Raw genomic sequence first — 22,832 nt, 5'->3', positions numbered from 1 at the left:
CGGTGGCAGCCAAGGCCGTGGAGGACACCGCCCTGTACCGCGCCGGCGTGCTGCTGTCGCGCTACGACGTGGGCTTCGATGCCGAGCATTTCAGCGCCAGTGTCGAGCAGTTCCACCAGGCCTGCCGCGCACGGGCCGCCCAGCACCCGTACAACCTGCTGGCCACCGCCACGCACGACCACAAGCGCGGCGAGGACTGCCGCGCGCGCCTGGCGGTGCTCAGCGAGCGAGCGGCCTGGTATGCCGAACGGGTGCGCAACTGGCGGCAACTGGCGCAACCGCTGCACTCCGACAATCTGCCGCAGGCGCCGGATGGCGGCGAGCAGGCCATCCTCTACCAGGCCCTGATCGGCAGCTGGCCGCTGGGCCTGCAGGCCGGGGACGACGCCGGCCTGCAGCAGTACCTGCAGCGCTTGCTCGACTGGCAACGCAAGGCCCTGCGCGAGGCCAAGCTCAACACCGCCTGGAGCGCGCCGAACGACGATTACGAAACGGCCTGCGCGGATTTTCTGCGCCGCCTGCTCGCCGAGCCCGCCGGCCTGGCCCTGCGCAGCGAGCTGGCTGCCACCGTCGACGCCATCGCCCCGGCGGGTGCGCTCAACGGCCTGGTGCAATGCCTGCTGCGCCTGACCGCGCCCGGCGTGCCCGATCTCTACCAGGGGTGCGAGTTCTGGGATTTCAGCCTGGTCGACCCGGACAACCGCCGCCCGGTGGACTACCAGGCGCGTCAGGCCGCGCTGGAAGCCGGTGACACGCCTGCCGACAAGCTGGCGAGCTGGCAGGACGGACGCATCAAGCAGTGGCTGATTCAGCGCGTGCTGGCTCTGCGCGCCGCCGAACCGGCGCTGTTCGCCCAAGGCGAATACCGCCCGTTGGCGATCGAGGGCGAGCACGCCGCCCAGGTAGTGGCGTTTCTGCGCAGCCATGGCGACCAGCATCTGCTGGTGGTGGCCCCGCGCCTGAGCGCCGGTCTGCTCGCCGATCACCCCGTGCCGCACGTGCCGCCGCAGCGCTGGGGCGACACCCGCGTGGTGCTGCCCGAAGAGCTGGCCATCGGTCAGGCGAGTGGCCTGCTCGCTCCTTGCTCCGCTGCATCTCCCCAGGGCCTGCGGCTGTCCGCCGTGCTGGCCGAGTTTCCCGTCAACCTGATTCGTCTTACCTCGTGATCCAAGGAGCTACGCCATGAAAACCGATGAACAGCGCATCCGCGAGTTCGCCTTCCAGATCTGGGAATCCGAAGGCCGCCCCCAGGGTCAGCACGAGCGTCACTGGCAGATGGCCTGCAAGCTGGCCGAAGCGGAGGCCGAAGCCGCTGCCCAGCCCCAGCCGGCGGCCAAGCCGAAACGCATCAGCAAGCCCAAGACCGTGCCGCTGAGCGAGGCCGAGCAGCCGGCACTGCTGAAGAAGCCCCGTGCGCCGCGCAGCAGTACTCCGAAAACCCCGAAACTCTGAGGTCATCCCTATGCGCAAGCAACAGCGCTCTCGCGTGACCGAGGGCAGTCCGTTTCCATTGGGCGCCACCTGGGATGGCCTGGGAGTCAACTTCGCGCTGTTCTCGGCCCACGCCACCCGCGTGGAGTTGTGCCTGTTCGACGAGCGCGGCGAAACGGAGATCGAGCGCATCGAACTGCCCGAGTACACCGACGAGATCTGGCACGGCTACCTGCCCGACGCGCGTCCCGGCCAGGTCTACGGCTACCGCGTATACGGCCCGTACGAGCCGGATGCCGGGCACCGCTTCAACCCCAACAAGCTTCTGATCGACCCCTATGCCAAGCAGCTGGTGGGCAAGCTGCAATGGTCGGAGGCCCTGTTCGGCTACACCATCGGCGACCCGGACGGCGACCTGAGCTACGACGAGCGCGACAGCGCCCCCTTCGTGCCCAAGAGCAAGGTGATCGACCCCGCCTTCACCTGGGGCGAGCAGCCGCGCATCCGCGTGCCATGGGAACACACGGTCATCTACGAGGCGCACCTGCGCGGCATCAGCATGCGCCATCCGGCGGTGCCGGACCGGCACCGCGGCAGCTGCGCCGGCCTGACCAACCCCGAGCTGCTGCGGCACATCCGCGAGCTGGGCGTCTCCAGCGTGGAACTGCTGCCGGTGCATGCCTTCGTCAATGACCAGCACCTGCTGGAAAAGGGCATGAACAACTACTGGGGCTACAACAGCATCGGTTTTTTCGCGCCCCACCCCGCCTACCTCGCCAGCGGCCGCATCAGCGAGTTCAAGGAGATGGTCGCGCACCTGCACGATGCCGGCCTGGAGCTGATTCTCGACGTGGTCTACAACCACACCGCCGAGGGCAACGAGCGCGGCCCTACGCTCAGCATGCGCGGCATCGACAACGCCAGCTACTACCGCCTGATGCCGGACGAGCGGCGCTACTACATCAACGATTCGGGCACCGGCAACACCCTCGATCTCAGTCACCCCTGCGTGCTGCAGATGGTCACCGACTCGCTGCGCTACTGGGCCACCGAGATGCGCGTGGACGGTTTTCGCTTCGACCTGGCGACCATTCTCGGCCGCCATGCGCACGGCTTCGACGAGCGCCACGGCTTTCTCGTCGCCTGCCGCCAGGACCCGGTGCTGAGCAAGGTCAAGCTGATCGCCGAGCCCTGGGACTGCGGCCCGGGTGGCTATCAGGTCGGCGGCTTCCCGCCCGGCTGGGCGGAGTGGAACGACAAGTTCCGCGACAACGTGCGCGCCTTCTGGAAAGGCGACCGCGGCGAACTGGCGGAACTGGCCAGCCGCCTCACCGCCTCGGGCGATCTGTACAACCAGCGCGGCCGTCGCCCCTTCGCCTCGGTCAACTTCATCACCGCGCATGACGGCTTCACCCTGCGCGACGTGGTGTCCTATGACCACAAGCACAACGAGGCCAACGACGAGAACAACCAGGACGGCACCGACCGCAACCTGTCGTGGAACCACGGTTGCGAGGGCGCCACCGACGATCCCGCGATCCGCAGCCTGCGCGTGCAGCAGATGCGCAACATGCTGGCCACCCTGCTGTTCGCCCAGGGCACGCCGATGCTGGTGGCCGGCGACGAGTTCGGCCGCACCCAGCACGGCAACAACAATGCCTACTGCCAGGACAACGAACTGAGCTGGGTGGACTGGTCGCTGGACGACGAGGGCCGGGAGCTGGTGGCCTTCTGTCAGCGTCTGATCGCCCTGCGCCATACCTATCCGATCCTGCGTCGGCAGCGCTTTCTGGTCGGTCATTACAACGAGGAGATCGACGTCAAGGACGTGACCTGGCTGGCTCCGGGTGGCGAGGAAATGACCGAGGAGCACTGGCACGACGAAGAGGCGCGCTGCATGGGCATGCTCATGGACGGCCGAGCGCAGCCTTCGGGGGTCAAGCGCAGCGGCGCCGATGCCACCTTGCTGCTGCTGGTCAACGCCGGCCACGAGCCCTGCAACTTCCAGTTGCCGGATGTCTACGGCGGGCGTCACTGGCTGTGCCTGGTCGATACCCACACCGCGCAAACCGATCCGGCGCCGGTGCAGCAGCAGGTGGTCGAACTGGCCGGCCGCTCGCTGCAGCTGCTGGAGCTGCTGCGCTGACAAAGGCTTGGAGTTGCGTCGCTTGCCGGCGTAATTCCAGGCGCTCCGCGGACCGGCAGGGCAGCCTGCCCGGGCCGCGATCCCTCTCCTCGCGGCTGCGAACTGCCTGGCGAGCCACTCGCCGGTGGGCACGGCTGGGGAAAATAACCTGAACCCAGCTCTCGCCCGCTCACTCGAAAACTCATAGGCCCTGAACACGACCCGTCGCGTATGCCGCATGGGTGCTGGCTTGCAGCCAGTATCTGGGCATCAGCCGAAATTCACCAACACCGGCTTCGGTCGGTCACGGGAGACAGTCATGAAAGCAGTGGTTTTCCACGATATCGGCGACATCCGTCTCGACGAAGTGCCCGAGCCTCAGGTGCAGGCCAGCACCGATGCGGTGATCCGCATCACCGCATCGGCCATCTGCGGCACCGATCTGCACTTCGTCCGCGGTACGGTCGGCGGCATGCGCAAGGGCACCATCCTCGGCCACGAGGCGGTCGGCATCGTCGAGGCGCTGGGCAGCGACGTGCGCAACCTGAGCATCGGTGACCGCGTCGTGGTGCCCTCCACCATCGCCTGCGGCAACTGCGCCTACTGCCGCGCCGGTTACTACGCGCAATGCGACGAGGCCAACCCCAACGGCAAGGAGGCAGGCACCTCCTTCTACGGCGGCCCGGAGATCACCGGCGCCTTCGACGGCCTGCAGGCGGAACTGGCGCGTATCCCCTTCGCCAATATCGGCCTGGTCAAACTGCCCAGCGAGATCAGCGACGATCAGGCCATCCTGCTGTCGGACATCTTTCCCACCGGCTACTTCGGCGCCAAGCTGGCGGAAGTCAGCAGCGGCGACACCGTGGCGGTGTTCGGCTGCGGTCCGGTGGGCCAGTTCGCCATCGCCAGTGCCAAGTTGCTCGGCGCGGCGCGGGTGTTCGCCATCGACCACCTCGACGACCGCCTGGACATGGCGCGCCGTCAGGGCGCCGAGGTGATCCATTTCGACCGTGAAGACCCGGTCGACACCCTGCGCCGGCTGACCAACGGCATCGGCGTCGACCGCGCCATCGATGCCGTCGGCGTCGACGCCCAGTGCCCCGCCCATGGCCACGCGCCGGGTAACGGCGAAAACGCCCAGTGGCAGCCCGGCGATGCGCCCGAGCAGGCCCTGCAGTGGGCCGTGGATGCCCTGGCCAAGGCCGGCACCCTGGCCATCGTCGGCGTCTATCCGCATCAGGCGCGCGAGTTTCCCATCGGTCAGGCGATGAACAAGAACCTCACCGTCAACATGGGCAACTGCAACCACCGCCGCTACATCCCCGAGCTGATCGAGATGGTCCAGGCCGGGCGCATCGATCCGGCGAAGATCCTCACCCAGGTCAAGCCGATGAGCGATGCCATCGAAGCCTTCAAGGCGTTCGACCGCCGCGACAGCGGGTGGATCAAGGTGCAGCTGCGCCCGGCCCGCAACGACGCCGTCAACGGCAGCGAGGAGCGCGTGGACGGCGGTCCGATCCTCGACCGCGCCATCGCCGAAGCCGACCCGCTGAAAGAATCCCGTTCGAAGAAACCGGGTCGCCTGTGAGCGCGGCCCGACGAGGTGCACTGCAACCGTGAATACCACCATCCCCAATCCCGAGGTGATCATCGATCGCGTCACCCCGGTCAAGCGCCTGGAGGTGCTGACCATCAACACGCACAAGGGCTTCACTGCGCTCAACCGGCGCTTCATCCTGCCGGAGCTGCGCAGCGCGGTGCAGGCCACCGGTGCCGATCTGGTGTTCCTACAGGAGGTGCTGGGCAGCCATGCCATGCATGCCAAGCGCTTTCAGGACTGGCCCAGCGTGCCGCAATACGAGTTTCTCGCCGACAGCATGTGGCCGCAGTTCGCCTATGGGCGCAATGCGGTCTACCCGGCCGGCGATCATGGCAACGCCCTGCTCTCGCGCTTTCCCATCCTCGAGTACCACAACCTCGACGTCACGGTCAGCGGCACCGAGCAGCGCGGTCTGCTGCACTGCCGCCTGGACGTGCCGGGACATGCCGAAGTGCATGCGATCTGCGTGCACCTGGGCCTGCGCGAGCGGCATCGGCGGCAGCAGCTCGGCCTGCTGCTGGACCTGCTGGCGACCCTCGACCCGGCAGCGCCGGTGATAGTGGCCGGCGACTTCAACGACTGGCGCCAGCGCGCCGACGACCAGCTCGCCCCGCATGCGCTGACAGAGGTGTTCAAGCACCATCACGGCAAACCGGCGAGAAGCTTCCCCGCGCGCTGTCCGTTGCTGCGGCTGGACCGCATCTACGTGCGCAACGCCACCGCGCACAAGCCGCAGGTGCTTTCGACCCGACCCTGGTCGCACTTGTCCGACCATGCCCCGCTGGCTGCGGAGATCCATCTATGAGTGGCATATGGCGTGACGGCAATCAGCTGGAACTGCTGATCAATGGCGAGGACTACTATCCGCGGGTGTTCGCCTGCATTCGCGAGGCTCGCGTCGAGGTGCTGCTGGAGACCTTCATCATCCGCGAGGACAAGGTCGGCCTGGAGCTGCAGGAAGTGCTGATCGCAGCGGCGCGGCGCGGCGTGCGGGTGGTGATCGCCGTGGACGGCTACGGTACCGCCGATCTCGGCCGCGAGTACGTCTCGGCGCTGACCCGCGAAGGCGTCAGGGTCCATGTCTTCGACCCCAGTCCCAAGCGCCTGGGCGTGCGCACCAACCTGTTCCGCCGGCTGCACCGCAAGCTGGTGGTGATCGACGGCAACCTGGCCTTCGTCGGCGGCATCAACTACTCGGCCGATCACCTGGGCGACTTCGGCGAGATGGCCAAGCAGGACTATGCCGTGGAAGTGCGCGGCCCGGTGGTGGCGGATCTGCATTCGGCCATGCTGCGTTTCCTGCGCCCCGCGCTGAGCGAACCGAGCCCGGCGCAACCTTCGCGCGCGCCGGTCGGCGACATGCGGGTGATGCTGCTCGAGCGCGACAACGAACGCCACACCACCGACATCGAAGACGCGCACCTGGCGGCATTCGAGGCGGCCCGGCAGCGCCTGGTGATCGCCAACGCCTATTTCTTCCCGGGCTATCGGGTGCTGCGCGCACTGCGCAACGCCTCCCGCCGCGGGGTGAAGGTGACGCTGATCCTGCAGGGCCAGCCGGACATGCGCTGGGTGCAGGCATTCTCGCGCCTGCTCTACAACTACCTGCTGCGCGAGGGCGTGGTGATCTACGAATACTGCCAGCGCCCGCTGCACGGCAAGGTGGCGCTGGTGGACGAGGAATGGGTCACGGTGGGTTCGAGCAACCTCGACCCGCTGAGCCTGGCGCTGAACCTCGAGGCCAACCTGGTCATCCGTGACCGCGCCTTCAACCAGCTGCTGCACGACCACCTGCAGCAGCTGTCGGCCGAGCATTGCCAGCGCATCGCCCTGGAACGCGTGGTGCGCGGCTACTGGTGGCGCGCGCCTGTGGTGTTCCTGTGCTTCCACTTCCTGCGCCGCTTCCCGGCCATCGCCGGCTGGCTGCCGGCCCACCGCAAGAATCTCAAACCACTCGATCCGGCAGACAAGAGCTGCTGCTATGAAGAGGAAAAGACTGGATGAACGGCGCTCAGAACAAGCCCTGGATGCGCTGGGGAAAACGCCTGCTTACGCTGTTTTTCGTGCTGGCGGTGCCGGCACTGCTGTACATGCTGGCGCGCAACCTCGACTGGGGCGAAGTGCGCCAGGCATTGCGTGACTACAGCGCGCAGACCCTGCTGGTAGGCGCGGCCCTGGTACTGGCCAGCTACGTGGTGTTCAGCTGCTACGACCTGCTGGCGCGGCGCTACAGCCGCCACCATCTGCCGACCCGTCAGGTGATGCCGGTAGCGATGGTGTGCTACGCCTTCAACCTGAACTTCACCACCTGGATCGGCGGCGTGGCCATGCGCTATCGCCTGTACATGCGCCTGGGCCTCAGCGCCTCGACGGTGACGCGCATTCTCAGCCTGGGCCTGTTGACCAACTGGACCGGCTACATGGCGCTGGCCGGGGTGATCTTTGCCCTGCGCCAGGTGCAGTTGCCGGAGAGCTGGGGCCTGGGAGTGACCGGTCTGCAGCTGGTGGGCTTCGCCCTGCTCGGCATCGTCAGCGCCTATGTCGGCATCTGCGCCTTCTCGCGCCAGCGCGTCTGGCACTGGCGCGAGCGCGGCATCACCCTGCCCTCGCTGGGCATGGCGCTGACGCAGATATGCCTGGGGGCGAGCAACTGGGCGCTGATGGCGGCGCTGATCTACTGGCTGCTGCCGGAAGGTGCCACCTATACCTCGGTGCTCGGCGTGTTGCTGATCAGCTGCATGGCCGCCGTGGTGGCGCACATCCCGGCCGGTCTCGGCGTGCTTGAGGCAGTGTTCCTCACCCTGCTGCAGCATCAGTACGGCCAGGCCAGCATCATCGCCGCCCTGCTCGCCTACCGGGTGCTCTACTACCTGTTGCCGCTGCTGCTGGCCAGCGTCACCTACCTGGTGCTGGAAAAGCGCGCGCGCACGCTGCGCAAGCAGGGCAACGACACGGCCGAAAGCGTGCCCAGCAAGACCTGAGGCCAGCGGCCTGCGCGGCGTGAGTCGCGCAGGCGCTGGACGCAAACACGCCGCCCCACGCAGACGCCACCCGACGAAAAGACTGAACTCCCCCTAGCAGGGCGCGGGTCTATGTTCCCATCCACCCTGCAAAACCGGAGTCACGACATGGCCAAGCCCCTGCATCTGATCAGCTACATCCTCAACAACCAACCGCACAGCGTCGAGGTCGAATCCGACCGCGAGGAGCTCACGCCGGATCAGGCGCGCTGTTACCTCAGCGCGCTGCACACCTTCGAATGGCCGGATGAGTTCACCGACGTGCAGGTCACGCGCATCCTGCATCCGAAGAAAGGCGCCCCCACCCCGGCGCACCGCGTGCAGCGCTGAGGCGCCTCACTGCTGCGGAGGCGTGCGCGGGGGCAGCGGTACCTGCCAGATGTCCCGCGCGTACTCGCTGATGGTACGGTCCGATGAGAACCAGCCCATGCGCGCCGTGTTGAACACGGCCGAGCGCCACCAGTCGTTGGTCTTCAGCCAGCGCTTGTCGACCTGGCGCTGCGCGGTCCAGTAGGCCTCGAAGTCGGCGCAGACCATGAAGCGGTCGTGGTACAGCAGGCCATCGACCAGATCCACGTAACGACTCGGATCGTCCGGCGAGAACACGCCATCGCGAATCGCGCCCAGCGCGGCCTGCAGACGTTCGGAATCGGCCACCACGTCGCTCATGTCCAGTGCCAGGCGCCGACGCGCCTCGACCTGCTGGGCGGTCATGCCGAAGATGAACATGTTCTGCTCGCCCACCTGCTCGGCCATTTCCACGTTGGCGCCATCCAGGGTGCCGATGGTCAGCGCGCCATTGAGCGCGAACTTCATGTTGCTGGTGCCCGATGCCTCCATACCGGCGGTGGAAATCTGCTCGGAAAGGTCGGCAGCCGGGATGATGGTTTCCGCCAGGCTGACGTTGTAGTTGGGGATGAAGACCAGCTTGAGCAGGCCGTGCACGGTCGGGTCGCCGTTGATGGTGCGGCTGATGTCGTTGGCCAGCTTGATGATCAGCTTGGCCTGCCAATAGCTGGCGGCGGCCTTGCCGGCGAAGATCTTCACCCGCGGCACCCACTCGGTGGTGGGATCGTTGCGGATGGCCTGGTACAGCGCCACGGTATGCAGCAGGTTGAGCAGCTGACGCTTGTACTCGTGGATGCGCTTGACGTGCACGTCGAAGATCGCCGAAGTGTCCAGGTTGATCCCGAGCAGCAGGCGCACCCGCTCGGCCAGCGCTTCCTTGTTGCGCTGGCGGCACAGCGCGTATTCCTCGCGGAAGGCCTTGCGCTCGGCATAGGGCTCCAGCTGCGCCAGGGCGGTTTCCGGCTCCTCCAGCACGGCCTCGCCGAGGGTGTCCACCAGCAGGTGGGTCAGCCCCGGGTTGACCTGGAACAGCCAGCGGCGGAAGGTCACGCCGTTGGTCTTGTTGTTGACCCGGTTCGGGTACAGCCGGTGCAGGTCGCGAAACACCGTGTCGCGCATCAGCCGCGTATGCAGGGCCGACACGCCGTTGATGCTGTGCGCGCCGAGAAACGCCAGATTGCCCATGCGCACCCGGCGCCCGTGATCCTCCTCGATCAGGGACACGGAGCGCAGCAGCTGGAAATCGTGGATGTCCTTGGCGCGCAGGGCGTCGATATGTTCGGCGTTGAGCAGGTAGATGATCTGCAGGTGGCGCGGCAGCAGACGCTCCATCAGCGCCACCGGCCAGGATTCGAGGGCTTCCGGCAGCAGGGTGTGATTGGTGTAGGCCGTCGAGGCCACCGTCAGGCTCCACGCCTGCTCCCAGGGCAGGCGGTGCTCGTCCACCAGCAGACGCATCATCTCCACCACGGCGATGGCCGGGTGGGTATCGTTGAGCTGGATGGCCACCTTGTCGGGCAGGCTCTGCAGATCGCCGTGCAGGCGCATGTGGCGGTCCAGCAGGTCCTGCAGCGAGGCGGACACCAGGAAGTATTCCTGGCGCAGACGCAGCTCCTGGCCGGCCTCGGTGTCGTCCGCCGGGTACAGCACCTGGGAGATGCTCTCGGCGCGCACCTCGCCGGCCACGGCGCCGAAGTGGTCGCCGGCATTGAAGCGGTCCAGCTGCAGGTTTTCCTCCGCGCGGGCACGCCACAGCCGCAGGGTGTTCACCGCGGCGCCACGCCAGCCCACCACCGGCGTGTCGTAGGCGATGGCGCGCACCGTTTCCAGCGGCTGCCAGACCTGGCGACTGCTGCCGTCGTCCAGCTCGTGGTTGGTCACCCCGCCACCGAAGCCGACGCGGTAGGCCACCTCGGGGCGCTCGAATTCCCAGGGGTTGCCGAAGTCCAGCCAGGTCTCGGTCTGCTCGGCCTGCCAGCCGTCGATGATCGCCTGACGGAACAGCCCGTGCTCGTAGCGGATGCCGTAACCGTGGGCCGCCAGGCGCAGGGTCGCCATGCTTTCCATGAAGCAGGCGGCCAGGCGACCGAGGCCGCCGTTGCCCAGCGCAGCGTCGGGTTCGATCTCGCGCAGGCGCTCGAGCTCCACGCCCAGTTCGCTCATCGCCTGGCGTGCGATGTCGAGCAGGCCGAGGTTGCTCAGGTTGTCGATCAGCAGGCGGCCGATGAGAAATTCCAGCGAGAGGTAATAGACGCGCTTGGCGGCCTGGCGATCGACCTGCGTGGAGGACTCCTCCCAGTGATCGATCAGCTGATCGCGGGTGGCCAGCGCCAGGGCTTCGAACCAGTCGTGCTCGTAGGCGTTGGCCGGGTCCTTGCCCACGGCATAGCGCAGTTTGTACAAAATCAGCGCCTTGAAGTGTTCGACGGGGCTGTCGGTATCCAGTTGGGAGTCGTTCATGGCCTGTCCTTCGCGCAGCCGCGCGGCGCAGTGGTGAGACACCGAAACGAGCGTTCGGCTTTCTAGTTTGTGGCCGCAGGAACGCCGTCGAGTTCAGGGTTTTTCTGCCCTATCCACTTATCCAAAACCCTGAACTTACCCCCTCGGGGGCGGCTCACAACCCATGAATGCCAATGCTGAGGAATGCTTCATGCGAGCCGCCGTTTCGATTCTCCTGCTGGGCTGCCTGAGCGCCGGCCAGGTGTGGGCCGAGGCCTGCTACGTCACTTCGAGTGCCTCCAGCGACGCCATCGCCGAGGTGGAACAGGAACTGTGCTACGAATTCACCGGGATGGACGAAGGTGCCATCGACTGGTCGTGCAGCAACGAAAGCACCGACATGATCCGCCGCGAGCAACAGAAGGTTGCCAGTTGCGCGGCAGACAAGATCGGCAGCTGCGAAGCCGCGCTGACCCAGGCGACGCTGGCCAACTACCGCGCCGGCGACGACGACCAGGGCAAACCGCGCCCGGCCGTACCCAACGACGCCAAGGTGATCACCCACTACTACCGCGCCGGCGATCTCAGGCAGGTACGCATCGACTGCGAAAGCAGCGGCGGTACCTGGCGGGATCCGCAATGATGGGGTTTGACGGTCTGCTGCTGTTGCCCAGCGATGCTCACTCCACGGCCCATGAACGCAGCGTCCAGCGTCTGCTCGGCGAGAAGCTGGCGGCGCTGCTCGGCTGCCCCTTTCTCGGCCCCAGTCAGCCGGGCGTGCACGGCCAGGGCAAGTACTACTTCCTGCCTTCGGACACCCTGGTCGGCGACGTGACGGCGCTGGGCATCGAAGGGCCGCAGGATTTCTTCGGTGGTCAGGTCGAACATGCCTTCCAGGCCACCAAGGCCATCAATCACCCGACCCTCGACTCGCCCCGCTACGTGCCGCAGGGCTGGTCACGGCGTTTCGCCCGGCAGATCGAAAGCATCACCCTGCCCGGCTTCACCGCCTTCGATCTGGACGATGCACGGGAAGCCGGCCGGCGCCTTCTGCGCGATGGGCCGGTGCGCCTCAAGCCGGTCGAGGGCTGCGGCGGACGCGGCCAGCAGGTGCTGCGTACGGCCAGCGAGCTGGATGCGGCGCTGGCCGACATCGACCCGCAGCGGATACGCGAGCTGGGCCTGGTGCTCGAGGAGGACCTGCAGGAGCCCTATACCTACAGCGTCGGCCAGATTCGCGTGGCCGGCGTCACGCTCAGCTACTACGGCATCCAGCAGCTGACCTCGGACAACAGCGGTTGCCAGGTCTACGGCGGCTCCGAGCTGACCCTGGTACGAGGCGAATACCTGGCACTGATGACGCTCGACCTGCCGCGCGCCGTGCGTCTGGCCGTACAGCAGGCGCGCATCTTCGAGCTGGCGGTGTTCGAGGCCTACCCCGCCGTTCGCGCCTCGCGGCGCAACTATGACGTGGCCCAGGGCCTGAACACCGTCGGCCGCGCGCGCTGCGGCGTGCTGGAACAGTCCTGGCGCGTGGGTGGTGCGAGCGCCGCGGAGATCTTCGCGCTGGAGGCCTTCATCGAGCAGCCGGACCTGCAAAGCCTGCAGGCCTCGACCCACGAACTGTACGGCGACGTGCCGCCACCGCCGGGGGCGATCTGTCTGTACCAGGGCGATGAGGACGGGCTCGGCTTGATCAGCAAGTACGTCAGGGTTACTGAGCATGAGCGTGCATAGCGAAAGCATCGACATCCAGGTGGCCGACGAGAGCATCGCCGGCACCCTGGTTTCCCCGGCCAGCCAGGTGCCCGGCGTGCTGTTCGTGCACGGCTGGGGCGGCAGCCAGCAGCGCGACCTGGCGCGTGCACGCGGCATCGCCGGGCTGGGTTGCGTGTGCCTGACCTTCGATCTGCGTGGCCACGAGCGCGACATCGGGGCGCAGGGCCGGGTTACCCGCGAACACAACCTGAGCGACATCCTCGCCGCCTACGACCGCCTGGTCGCCCACCCCGCCGTCGACAGCGACTGTATCGCCGTCATCGGCAGCAGTTATGGCGGCTACCTGACCACCCTGCTCAGCGCGCAGCGCAAGGTGCGCTGGATGGCACTGCGCGTGCCCGCGCTGTACTGGGACGAGCAGTGGCACCTGCCCAAGCGTCAGCTCGACAAGGCACGCCTGGCCCAGTACCGGCAGCAGCCGTGGCGGCCGCAGGACAACCTGGCCCTGGCTGCCTGCGCGGACTTTCACGGCGACGTGCTGCTGGTGGAGTCCGAGCATGACGACTTCGTGCCGCACGCCACTCTGATGAGCTACCGCGCGGCCTTCGACAAGGCCCACTCGCTCACCCACCGCATTCTCGCCGGCGCCGATCACGGGCTCAGCGACGACCGTCACCAGCAGGCCTACACCCGCATCCTGATCGACTGGGTCAGTGAAATGGTGGTGGGTTCGCGCGTCGGCAACTACCCGCACCAGCTGGTGCGCTACTCCTGAACTGGCGCATTCGGCCAGTCGCAAACCATGGGCCTGCGGCCCTTATCCGCAAAAGGAGAGCAACGATGAAAATCAGCAAGATCATGACCCGCAACGTCCGCACCCTCGAACCCGAGCGCAGCATCCGCGAGGCCGCGACCCTGATGGCCGACATCGACAGTGGCGCGCTGCTGATCAACGAGGGCGATCGCCTGATCGGCATGGTCACCGACCGCGACATCGCCATCCGCGCCGTGGCCGCCGGCCTGGACGGCAATACGCCGGTGCGTCAGGTGATGAGCAGCAACGTGCGCTACTGCTTCGACGACGAGGACGTCGACCACGTCGCCGCCAACATGGCGGACCTGCAGGTGCGCCGCCTGCCGGTGCTCAACCGCGAGAAGCGCCTGGTGGGCGTGGTGTCGCTGGGCAACATCGCCTCCGGGCATAGCCGCCAGGCCAACGATACCGTCCTGCGCGGAGTGTCCAGCGCCCATTGATGCCAAGGGATGCGCACCAACCGCACATGCGGCTGGTGCGCATGGCGCACCCTACTCACTCGAGGTGCCGCGCGTTGCTTGCCCGTAGGGTGCGCCGCGCGCACCGTGACACGTCCAAGCATGCAACCGCACGCGGTGCCCCTCTACACGGGGCGCAGCACCAGGGTAGCCAGCGGCGGCAGCTGCAGGTTGAGCGAATCGTGCAGGCCATGGTTGGCCACCGCATCGCTGTGCACCGTGCCCTGGCTCCCCGCCCCGGAGCCGCACCAGCGGCCCTCGTCGGTATTGAGCAGCACCTGCCAGGCGCCGGCGCGCGGCACCCCCACCCGATAATCGTGGCGCACCTGCGGCGTGCAGTTGTGTACCACCAGCAGCGGTTGCCCACCCTCGCCATGGCGTAGCCAGGCGAACACGCTGTTGTGCGCATCGTCGCCGATCAGCCACTGAAAGCCCTCCGGGCGCTCGTCCCACTGGTGCAGCGCGACTTCCTCGCGATACAGCCGATTGAGCTCGCCCAGCAGCGCCTGTACCGCGCCATGCTCGGGATATTGCAGCAGGTACCAGTCCAGCTGCTGGTCGTGGTTCCATTCGCGCCACTGGCCGAACTCGCAGCCCATGAACAGCAGCTTCTTGCCAGGGTGTGTCCACATCAGGGCGAGGAACAGACGCAGGTTGGCGAACTGCTGCCAGCGATCGCCCGGCATGCGCCCGATCAGCGAGCGCTTGCCGTGCACCACCTCGTCGTGGGAGATGGGCAGGATGTAGCGTTCTGAGAAGGCGTAGTGCAGGCCGAAGGTGATCTGCTGGTGGTGATGGCGGCGGTACAGCGGGTCGGTCTGGAAGTAGCGCAGGGTGTCGTTCATCCAGCCCATGTTCCACTTGTGGCTGAAACCCAGGCCACCTTCGTTCACTGGCCGGCTGACGCCGGGCCAGGCGGTGGACTCCTCGGCGATCACCAGCGCCCCCGGTACCTCGCTGCGCACCACCTCGTTGAGGTGCTGGAGGAACTCGATGGCCTCCAGGTTCTCGCGCCCGCCATGGCGGTTGGGGATCCACTGCCCTTCCTCGCGCGAGTAGTCGCGATACAGCATCGAGGCCACGGCGTCGACGCGCAGGCCGTCGACGTGGTATTCGCGCAGCCAGTACAGCGCACTGGCCAGCATGAAGCCGTGCACCTCGCTGCGGCCGAGGTTGTGGATGCAGGTATTCCAGTCCGGGTGGTAGCCCTCGAAGGGATGGGCGTATTCGTACAGTGCGGTACCGTCGAACTCGGCCAGACCGTGGGCGTCGTTGGGAAAGTGTCCCGGCACCCAGTCGAGGATCACGCCGAGGCCGGCGCGGTGGCAGCGGTCGACGAAGGCGGCGAAGCGCTCCGGCTCGCCCAGGCGCGCGGTGGGCGCGAACAGCGACAGCGGCTGATAGCCCCAGGAACCGCCGAAGGGGTGCTCCATGATCGGCATCAGCTCGATATGGGTGAACCCCAGGTTCTGCACGTAGGGAATCAGCCGATCGGCCAGCTCGTCCCAGCTTGGCGTGCGCTCATCGTGCCACTGCCAGGAGGCGGCATGCAGCTCGTAGATGGCCAGCGGCGCCTCGGGCCGATGGCGCTGCGCGCGGTCGTTCATCCAGTGCTCGTCCTGCCAGGCGAAGGCTTCGCCGCGCGGTACGCGCGAGGCGGTCGCCGGCGGCGCCTCGGTGGCTTGGGCCAGCGGATCGGCCTTGTGCGGCAGCAGGCCGTGCTGGCCGAGGATTTCGTACTTGTAGCGCTCGCCAGCGGCCAGGCGCGGAATGAACAGCTCCCACACCCCGGCCGGGTAGCGCAGGCGCATTGGGTGGCGACGACCGTCCCAGCTGTTGAAGTCGCCCACCACCGACACCCGCCGGGCATTGGGCGCCCACACCGCGAAGCTCACGCCGGGTACGCCCTCGTGTTCGCAGGGGCGCGCACCGAGACAACGCCACAGCTCGCGGTGGTTGCCTTCGGCGAACAGGTACAGATCCAGCTCGCCGAGAATCGGGCCGAAGGCGTAGGGGTCTTCCACCTCCTGCACGCTGCCGGGCCAGTGGATGCGCAGGCGATAGGCGCTGGGCTGCTCCAGCTCGAGCTCGAACAGGCCGTCGGCGTGACGGCGCTGCATCTCGCCCAGCAGCCTGCCTTCGGGATCGATCAGCTCCACGGCATCGGCGCCGGGCAGCCATACGCGCACCAGCGTGCCGTCGCCCTGCGCATGCGGGCCGAGGAAACCGAACGGATCGCCCTCCTCGGCCCGGCACAGACGCATCACTCGTTCGTCACTCAACTCGTTATCTCCATCAGTTGTCGGGCCAGGTCCACCAGGCCCTGCAGGGGAACGTCGATCCAGTCGGGGCGGTGCCCGCTCTCGTAGACGATTTCGTAGGCGGCCTTTTCCAGGCTGAACAGGGTCAGCGCGGCGTCTTCGCCGTCGCGTTCGTACCATTCGTGAGGCAGGCCGGCTGCCGCCAGGCGGTAGCCGTCGAGGAAGGCATCGCGGGCAATTTCGCGGTAGCGCGCCACCAGCGCCGCCACCGTCTGCTGCGAGTCGCCGCCGCCGTCCATGCCTCCGGCGCTGCGCTGGGCCACGGCGGCTGCGTAATCGATCGAGCGCAGCATGCCGGCCACGTCCTTGAACGGGCTGTGGTACTGGCGGCGCTCCTGCAGGGTGCGATTGGGCTCGCCCTCGAAGTCGATGACGTAGGCATCGCCCTGCACCACCAGCACCTGGCCCAGGTGCAGGTCGCCATGCACGCGGATGCGCAGACCGCCGGCCACACGCTGGGTGAGATGACCGAGCGCCTGCTGCAGCTGCTGTTCGTGGTCGAGCAGCCAGTCGGTCTGTTCGGCCAGGGCCGGCGCCAGGCCGTCGCGCTGCTGCTGCAGCGCGCGCAGGGCCTGATGCAGCTGTTCGGCGATCGACTCGCGCCAGGCGGCGCAGTCCTGCTCGTCGCTCAGGCGACAGCCGAACGCCGGATTCTCGGTGGGCCGCGCCAGTACCGCGTGCATCTCGCCGACGCGCTTGCCGAGCACGCTGCAGAACTGCGCGAGTTCGGCCAGCGCATCGACCTGCGGCTCGCTCATGCCACCGGTCAGCTCTTCGCGAATGGCGCGTTCCAGGGTGTTGAGGGTCCACAGCCAGGCGTCGCCCTGGTTGTCCAGATAGCCTTGCACCACGACCAGGGTGTGCTGGTCCTGGTCGTCGACCCGCACCACCTCGCCCAGCAGCGGCGCGATATTGGCGAAACCCTGGTCGCCGAGGAAGCGGCTCATTTCCACCTCCGGGTGGATGCCGGCGAAACCGCGGCGCAGCAGCTTGAGCAGGATCTGGTTGCCGACCAGCGCCGAACTGTTGGACTGCTCGGCCGACAGCAGCTTGAAGGTGGCCTCCTCGCCGTTATCCAGGGCCAGCAGGGCCGGCTCGGCGCGGAACTGGATCTCCCCTGCGGCGCTGTGCAGCACGCGCTCCTGACGCAGCAGGGCGAGAATCGACTGGCTGAACTGCGGCAGGCTGAAGGCGTCGGTCAGCAGTTCCACGTGGCGGCCGCGGCGCAGCCTGGCCAGGGCCATCTGCTGCGGCAGGTCGTTGCCTTCGGCGCGCTCGGGCACCGCCGCCAGTGGCAGGCGGTAGTACTCGGCACCCTGTTCGCCACGCACCTCCAGTTCGGCCAGCAGGGGCGCGTCGGCCTCTTGGTCCAGCGGCACGACATAGAGCAGCCGAACCGCACCGGCGGCGATCCGGTCGCCGGCATACCAGCGCCGTTTCGGCAGGTACAGCGGCAGCGACTCGCGCTCGAGAATCTGCCGTGGCCGGCCTTCCAGCACTTCGCTCAGGCCGCGGCTGAGCACCAGGGTCTGCAGCTCGGGCATGCGTTCCACCGGTTTGAGGTGCCAGCTGGGCATCTGCGAGGCGTCGGCCAGGTAGAACCAGTAGAAACCGTAGGGCGGCAGGGTCAGCAGGTAGGGCAACTGGCCGATGGGCGGAAAGGATGCGCCGCCGACCATCTCCACCGGCACCCGGTCGTGGTAGTCGGCCAGTTCCAGTTCGACGGCCTGGGCCGCGCTGGACAGGTTGGCCACACAGAGAATGCATTCCTCGCTGCCCTCCTCGGTGCGGTGCAGGCGCAGGTAGGCGAGGATGCGTCGGTTGCTCGGTGCCAGCATTTCCAGGCTGCCGCGGCCGAAGGCCTTGTGCTGGTTGCGGATGGCGAGCATGCGCCGCGTCCAGTTGAGCAGCGAGTGCGGGTCGCGCGCCTGGGCCTCGACGTTGATGGTCTGGTAGCCGTACAGCGGGTCCATGATCGGCGGCAGCACCAGGCTGGCCGGATCGGCGCGGGAGAACCCGCCGTTGCGGTCCACCGACCACTGCATGGGTGTGCGCACGCCGTCGCGGTCGCCCAGGTAGATGTTGTCGCCCATGCCGATCTCGTCGCCGTAGTACAGCGTCGGCGTGCCGGGCATCGACAGCAGCAGGCTGTTGAGCAGCTCGATGCGTCGCCGGTCGCGCCCCACCAGGGGCGCCAGGCGCCGGCGGATGCCCAGGTTGATGCGCGCGCGACTGTCGGCGGCGTAGTAGTTCCACAGGTAGTCGCGCTCGTCGTCGGTGACCATCTCCAGGGTCAGTTCATCGTGGTTGCGCAGGAAGATGGCCCACTGGCAATTGGGCGGAATCTCCGGGGTCTGGCGCAGGATGTCGGTGATCGGAAAACGGTCTTCCTGGGCGATGGCCATGTACATGCGCGGCATCAGCGGGAAGTGGAAGGCCATGTGGCATTCGTCGTCTTCGCCGAAATACGGTCGGGTGTCCTCCGGCCACTGGTTGGCCTCGGCCAGCAGCATGCGATCGGGGTAGCGCGCATCCACTTCGGCGCGGATGCGCTTGAGCACCTCGTGGGTCTCCGGCAGGTTCTCGCTGCTGGTGCCGTCGCGCTCGATCAAGTACGGGATGGCGTCCAGGCGCAGGCCGTCGACGCCCATGTCGAGCCAGAAGCGCATCACCCCGAGCACCGCCTCGATGACCCGCGGGTTGTCGAAGTTGAGGTCCGGCTGGTGCGAGTAGAAGCGGTGCCAGAAGTACTGCCCGGCCACCGCGTCCCAGGTCCAGTTGGACTTCTCGCTGTCGATGAAGATGATCCGGGTGCCGGCGTACTTGTCGTCGCGATCGGACCAGACGTAGTAGTTGCGCGCCTTGGAACCCTTCTTCGCGCGCCGTGCGCGCTGGAACCAGGGGTGCTGGTCGGAGGTGTGATTGATCACCAGCTCGGTGATCACGCGCAGGCCGCGCCGGTGCGCCTCGGCGATGAAGCGGCGGGCGTCGGTGAGGCTGCCGTAGTCCGGGTGCACGCCCCGGTACATGGCGATGTCGTAGCCGTCGTCACGCCGTGGCGAGGGATAGAACGGCAGCAGCCAGAGGGTGTTCACCCCGAGGTCGGCGATGTAGTCGAGCTTGTCGATCAGGCCCTGGAAGTCGCCGATGCCATCGTTGTTGGCATCGAAGAAGGACTTCACGTGCACCTGGTAGATCACCGCGTCCTTGTACCACTGCGGATCGTTGAGAAAGGTTCTGGCGCTGCTGCGTCTGGCCATGTCGGGCGTCCTCCTTGTCAGTTGCCGGCCTGGATGCGCCAGATGCCGAACGGCAGATGCCAGGGTTCGATACGCATCCACTGCACCTTGCCGTGCCAGGTCCAGCGGTGGCCGTTCATCAGGTCTTCGCCGTGCAGGTCGGCGTCGTCAGGCAGGCCCAGCTCCCACAGCGGCAGCTCGAAGTGCGCCTCCTGGGCTGCGAAGGGATCGAGGCTGATGGCCACCAGGATGAAGTTGCTGCGGTCCTCGGTGCGCTTGCCGAAGTACAGGATGTTGTCGTTCCACACCGTGTAGGCCTGGAAGCCCAGGTGGGTCTGCAGCGCGGGATTCTCGCGGCGGATCTGGTTGAGCCGGGCGATCTCGGCGTTGATGTTGCCGGGGGCGTGGTAGTCGCGCGGGCGCAGCTGGTACTTCTCCGAGTCGAAGTACTCCTCCTTGCCCGGCACCGGGTCGGCCTCGCACAGCTCGAAGCCTGAGTACATGCCCCACAGCCCCGAGCCCATGGTGGCCAGCGCGGCGCGGATGAGAAAACCGGGGCGGCCGCAGCGCTGCAGGAAATAGGGGTTGATGTCCGGCGTGTTGACGAAGAAGTTCGGCCGGTAGCAGTCGCGCCATGGCGGCTGGTTCAGCTCGGTGAAGTAGGTCTGCAGCTCGGCCTTGGTGTTGCGCCAGGTGAAGTAGGTGTAGCTCTGGCTGAAGCCCAGCTTGCCCAGGCGCGCCATCATCGCCGGGCGGGTAAAGGCCTCGGAGAGGAAGATCACTTCCGGGTGCCGAGCGCGCACATCGGCGATCAGCCATTCCCAGAACGGCATGGGTTTGGTGTGCGGGTTGTCCACCCGAAACAGGGTCACGCCCAGCGCTACCCAGCCCAGCACCACGTCGCGCAGGGCCAGCCACAGATCGGGCATGGCCGCCTCGGCGTAGAACTCGACGTTGACGATGTCCTCGTACTTCTTCGGCGGGTTCTCGGCGTGACGGATGCTGCCGTCGGGTCGCCAGCTGAACCAGCCGGGGTGCTGCTTGAGCCAGGGATGGTCGGGCGAGCACTGCACGGCGAAATCCAGCGCCACTTCCAGGCCATGCTGGCGCGCCACCTCGACCATCTGGCAGAAGTCCTCACGGCTGCCCAGCTGCGGGTGCAGGGCCTCGTGGCCACCCTCCTCGCTGCCGATGGCGTAAGGGCTGCCGGGGTCGTCCGGGCCGGCTTTCAGGCTGTTGTTCGGCCCCTTGCGATGGGTGCGACCGATGGGGTGGATGGGCGGGAAATACAGCACGTCGAAGCCCATCCGGGCGATCTCGGGAATGCGCTTCTCGACGTCGGCGAAGGTGCCGTGACGGCCATCCTCGCCCAGGGAGCGCGGGAACAGCTCGTACCAGCTGGCGAACTCGGCCAGGCGGCGCTCCACATCCAGGGGGTAGTTGCGGCTGCGCAGCAGGTGCGGACGGTACTCGGCGCGGCGCATCAGCTCGTTGACCGAAGGATCGATCAGCACCGCCTCACGCTCTTCCTGCGATTGCGCGGCTTCCACGCGCTCGACCAGCGCAGCCACTTCGCCACGCAGGTGCTCCGGAGCCTGGGCGCAGATGCGGCGTACCAGCTGTGCGCCCTCCTGCAGTTCGAGATCGACCGGCACGCCGGCGCCGAGCTTCTTCACCAGTTCCTGACGAAAGCTGGCATAGACATCCAGCCAGGCTTCGATGGCGAACTCGGCGCGGCCCTGCTCGTCGATCTGCAGGGTGGCGGACCAGTGATCGTTGCCCAGTGGCTGCATCGCCACGCGTTGCCAGCTGGCCTGATCGGCGCTGCGCCAGAGCAGGTCGGCGGCCAACTGGTCATGGCCGTCGCTGAAGATCACGGCACTGACGACCAGCGGACGTCCGCACAGGCATTTGGCGGCGAACCGTCCCTGCTCGACCACCGGCTGTACCGCCTCCAGTGCCAGTCGGGGCTCCTTCAGGGCTATTGCAAGGGATTGCTCGACGGAGTGCGGGGGCAGCATGGTTCCTGGCTCCTTCACGCCTGGCAGACGCTTCGTGGGGTATGAAAAAAACGAGCGCAGCGCAGGCTGGCTCTAAAAATTCCGAGGCAGCCGGAGGCGGAAAAGTTCAGGCAGTTTTACCGGGGCGATGGGCTATCGCCTGTCGTCAGGTTCCTCTTCGGCCTGGTCATCCGGCCGGTTCCTGGTACCCGGTTCGACCATCAGCGGCATGAGGTGCAGCACCACCAGCACGATCAGCGTGGACAGAACGGCAGTGGCCTCGCGGCCAAGACCGACCGCCACGCCGATGGCAGCCGAGGCCCACAGGCCGGCCGCAGTGGTCAGGCCCTTGACGTCGGAGATGTTCTGCCCCTTGAGGATGGTGCCGGCGCCGAGAAAACCGACACCGGCCGCGATGCCCTGGATCACCCGGCTCATGGCGTCGGCTTCGGCGCCGTCCTGCTCCAGCGCCATGACGAAGATCGCCGCCCCCAGGCACACCAGCATGTGCGTGCGCAGACCGGCCGCCTTGCCCATGACCTCGCGCTCATAGCCGAGCAGCCCGCCGAGGAACATGGCCAGGACCAGGCGCAGCGTGGCGCGGGTAATGTGTTCCACTTGGGCGAGATCGGAGAACTCCTCCACCAGGGTCATGAGAATGCGCTCGAATACGTCCATCTGCGTTAGATCCTCGATTCTTTCCTTCTGAGCCGCGAAACGGCGAAGAGGTTCGGCTGATCGATGCAGCTCCGATCATCCGAAACGGGGAACCAAACCGGCCATGCGCATTCATTCCCGATAGGTGTCGTGCGGCAATTCCGCCGCATGACCAACCGGGAGAACCCTCATGCCCCGAGGCAGCAAAGCCAAGTACACGGAAAAACAGAAGCGCAAGGCCGAGCACATCGAGGACAGCTACAAGGCTCGCGGCGTACCCGAGGAGAAGGCCGAGGCGCGCGCCTGGGCCACGGTCAACAAGCAGTCCGGTGGCGGCGAGAAGGCCGGAGGCTCGGGCCGCAAGACCAGCGCCGGCGCCAAGCAGCAGGCCCGCGAATCGTCCGCCCAGCGCGCGGCCAAGACGCGCCAGGGCGTGCCCCGCGCCGGGCAGCAGCTGGAGTCGATGACCCGTGACGAGCTGATGGATCTGGCGCGCAAACGCGACCTGTCCGGCCGTTCGCGCATGCGCAAGCAGGAGCTGGTGGAAGCGCTGCGCAAGAAGCAGTGATCACGATGCAAGGATGCCTTCATCCGCGGCCAGGCGCGTCTGGCCCGAATGAATGCGTCTCTCCACGGCGCCCGCGCCGATACGCTGCGGCAT

The 22,832-nt window shown here is 67.1% G+C and carries 17 protein-coding genes and 1 pseudogene; 13 read left to right on the top strand and 5 right to left on the bottom strand.

Annotated features, from left to right (window positions below; translation table 11 throughout):
• The 8 genes and pseudogenes from N7333_RS17175 to N7333_RS17140 form a co-directional block, all read left to right on the top strand.
• A pseudogene (locus N7333_RS17175) lies at window positions 1–1,166 on the top strand (malto-oligosyltrehalose synthase); the annotation flags it as partial.
• A gap of 16 nt (window positions 1,167–1,182) precedes the next feature.
• A complete protein-coding gene (locus tag N7333_RS17170; protein WP_003246819.1) occupies window positions 1,183–1,452 on the top strand; it encodes a DUF2934 domain-containing protein in 270 nt (89 codons plus the stop codon).
• A gap of 10 nt (window positions 1,453–1,462) precedes the next feature.
• Window positions 1,463–3,577, top strand: coding sequence for a glycogen debranching protein GlgX (glgX, locus tag N7333_RS17165; RefSeq protein ID WP_003246820.1), 2,115 nt, complete (start codon window positions 1,463–1,465; stop codon window positions 3,575–3,577).
• Between the two features lie 298 nt (window positions 3,578–3,875).
• Complete coding sequence (locus N7333_RS17160) at window positions 3,876–5,144, top strand: zinc-dependent alcohol dehydrogenase (RefSeq protein WP_012018635.1); 1,269 nt, start codon at window positions 3,876–3,878, stop codon at window positions 5,142–5,144.
• 28 nt (window positions 5,145–5,172) lie between these two features.
• Window positions 5,173–5,961 carry an endonuclease/exonuclease/phosphatase family protein gene (locus N7333_RS17155; RefSeq protein ID WP_003246822.1) on the top strand — a complete coding sequence of 263 codons (789 nt, stop codon included), beginning with the start codon at window positions 5,173–5,175 and terminating at the stop codon, window positions 5,959–5,961.
• Complete coding sequence (gene clsB / locus N7333_RS17150; protein ID WP_279859135.1) at window positions 5,958–7,160, top strand: cardiolipin synthase ClsB; 1,203 nt, start codon at window positions 5,958–5,960, stop codon at window positions 7,158–7,160. The genes N7333_RS17155 and clsB overlap by 4 nt, the downstream gene beginning before the upstream one ends.
• Window positions 7,157–8,137 (top strand): lysylphosphatidylglycerol synthase domain-containing protein, encoded by a 981-nt coding sequence (locus tag N7333_RS17145; protein ID WP_003246824.1) that lies wholly within the window; start codon window positions 7,157–7,159, stop codon window positions 8,135–8,137. The genes clsB and N7333_RS17145 overlap by 4 nt, the downstream gene beginning before the upstream one ends.
• 147 nt (window positions 8,138–8,284) lie before the next feature.
• Window positions 8,285–8,506: a hypothetical protein gene (locus N7333_RS17140; RefSeq protein ID WP_003246825.1), complete on the top strand. Its 222-nt coding sequence runs from the start codon at window positions 8,285–8,287 to the stop codon at window positions 8,504–8,506.
• Window positions 8,507–8,512: 6 nt separating this feature from the next.
• Here the strand turns inward: N7333_RS17140 and N7333_RS17135 are convergent, their stop codons facing one another.
• Window positions 8,513–10,984 (bottom strand): glycogen/starch/alpha-glucan phosphorylase, encoded by a 2,472-nt coding sequence (locus N7333_RS17135; protein WP_279859134.1) that lies wholly within the window; start codon window positions 10,982–10,984, stop codon window positions 8,513–8,515.
• Between the two features lie 190 nt (window positions 10,985–11,174).
• On the opposite strand from N7333_RS17135, the gene N7333_RS17130 reads away from it, so the two are divergent.
• From N7333_RS17130 to N7333_RS17115, 4 genes are all read left to right on the top strand, one after another.
• Window positions 11,175–11,606: a hypothetical protein gene (locus tag N7333_RS17130; RefSeq protein WP_012018639.1), complete on the top strand. Its 432-nt coding sequence runs from the start codon at window positions 11,175–11,177 to the stop codon at window positions 11,604–11,606.
• Window positions 11,603–12,700 carry a DUF3182 family protein gene (locus N7333_RS17125; RefSeq protein WP_012018640.1) on the top strand — a complete coding sequence of 366 codons (1,098 nt, stop codon included), beginning with the start codon at window positions 11,603–11,605 and terminating at the stop codon, window positions 12,698–12,700. Before N7333_RS17130 ends, N7333_RS17125 begins: the two co-directional genes overlap by 4 nt.
• Window positions 12,687–13,457 carry an alpha/beta fold hydrolase gene (locus tag N7333_RS17120; RefSeq protein WP_003246829.1) on the top strand — a complete coding sequence of 257 codons (771 nt, stop codon included), beginning with the start codon at window positions 12,687–12,689 and terminating at the stop codon, window positions 13,455–13,457. Before N7333_RS17125 ends, N7333_RS17120 begins: the two co-directional genes overlap by 14 nt.
• 65 nt (window positions 13,458–13,522) lie before the next feature.
• Window positions 13,523–13,936 (top strand): CBS domain-containing protein, encoded by a 414-nt coding sequence (locus N7333_RS17115; RefSeq protein WP_129482664.1) that lies wholly within the window; start codon window positions 13,523–13,525, stop codon window positions 13,934–13,936.
• A gap of 143 nt (window positions 13,937–14,079) precedes the next feature.
• On the opposite strand, the gene glgB is transcribed toward N7333_RS17115, so the two are convergent.
• The 4 genes from glgB to N7333_RS17095 all read right to left on the bottom strand — a co-directional run bounded on the left by glgB (window position 14,080) and on the right by N7333_RS17095 (window position 22,192).
• Window positions 14,080–16,218 (bottom strand): 1,4-alpha-glucan branching protein GlgB, encoded by a 2,139-nt coding sequence (glgB, locus tag N7333_RS17110; RefSeq protein ID WP_129482778.1) that lies wholly within the window; start codon window positions 16,216–16,218, stop codon window positions 14,080–14,082.
• Between the two features lie 14 nt (window positions 16,219–16,232).
• Window positions 16,233–19,535: a maltose alpha-D-glucosyltransferase gene (gene treS, locus N7333_RS17105; protein ID WP_129482663.1), complete on the bottom strand. Its 3,303-nt coding sequence runs from the start codon at window positions 19,533–19,535 to the stop codon at window positions 16,233–16,235.
• A 17-nt stretch (window positions 19,536–19,552) separates the two neighbouring features.
• Window positions 19,553–21,535 carry an alpha-1,4-glucan--maltose-1-phosphate maltosyltransferase gene (locus tag N7333_RS17100; protein ID WP_096826482.1) on the bottom strand — a complete coding sequence of 661 codons (1,983 nt, stop codon included), beginning with the start codon at window positions 21,533–21,535 and terminating at the stop codon, window positions 19,553–19,555.
• A 132-nt stretch (window positions 21,536–21,667) separates the two neighbouring features.
• Window positions 21,668–22,192, bottom strand: coding sequence for an MgtC/SapB family protein (locus N7333_RS17095; protein ID WP_003246834.1), 525 nt, complete (start codon window positions 22,190–22,192; stop codon window positions 21,668–21,670).
• Window positions 22,193–22,361: 169 nt separating this feature from the next.
• Here N7333_RS17095 and N7333_RS17090 point away from each other — a divergent pair, with 169 nt between their 5' ends.
• On the top strand, window positions 22,362–22,739 hold the full coding sequence (locus N7333_RS17090) for a Rho termination factor N-terminal domain-containing protein (RefSeq protein ID WP_003246835.1): 378 nt from the start codon (window positions 22,362–22,364) through the stop codon (window positions 22,737–22,739).
• The last annotated feature ends 93 nt before the right edge of the window (window positions 22,740–22,832 follow it).

Origin of the sequence: Pseudomonas sp. GD04158, assembly GCF_029834875.1 — a bacterium.
Lineage (GTDB): Bacteria > Pseudomonadota > Gammaproteobacteria > Pseudomonadales > Pseudomonadaceae > Aquipseudomonas > Aquipseudomonas hydrolytica.
This window is presented reverse-complemented; position numbering and strand designations above follow the sequence as displayed.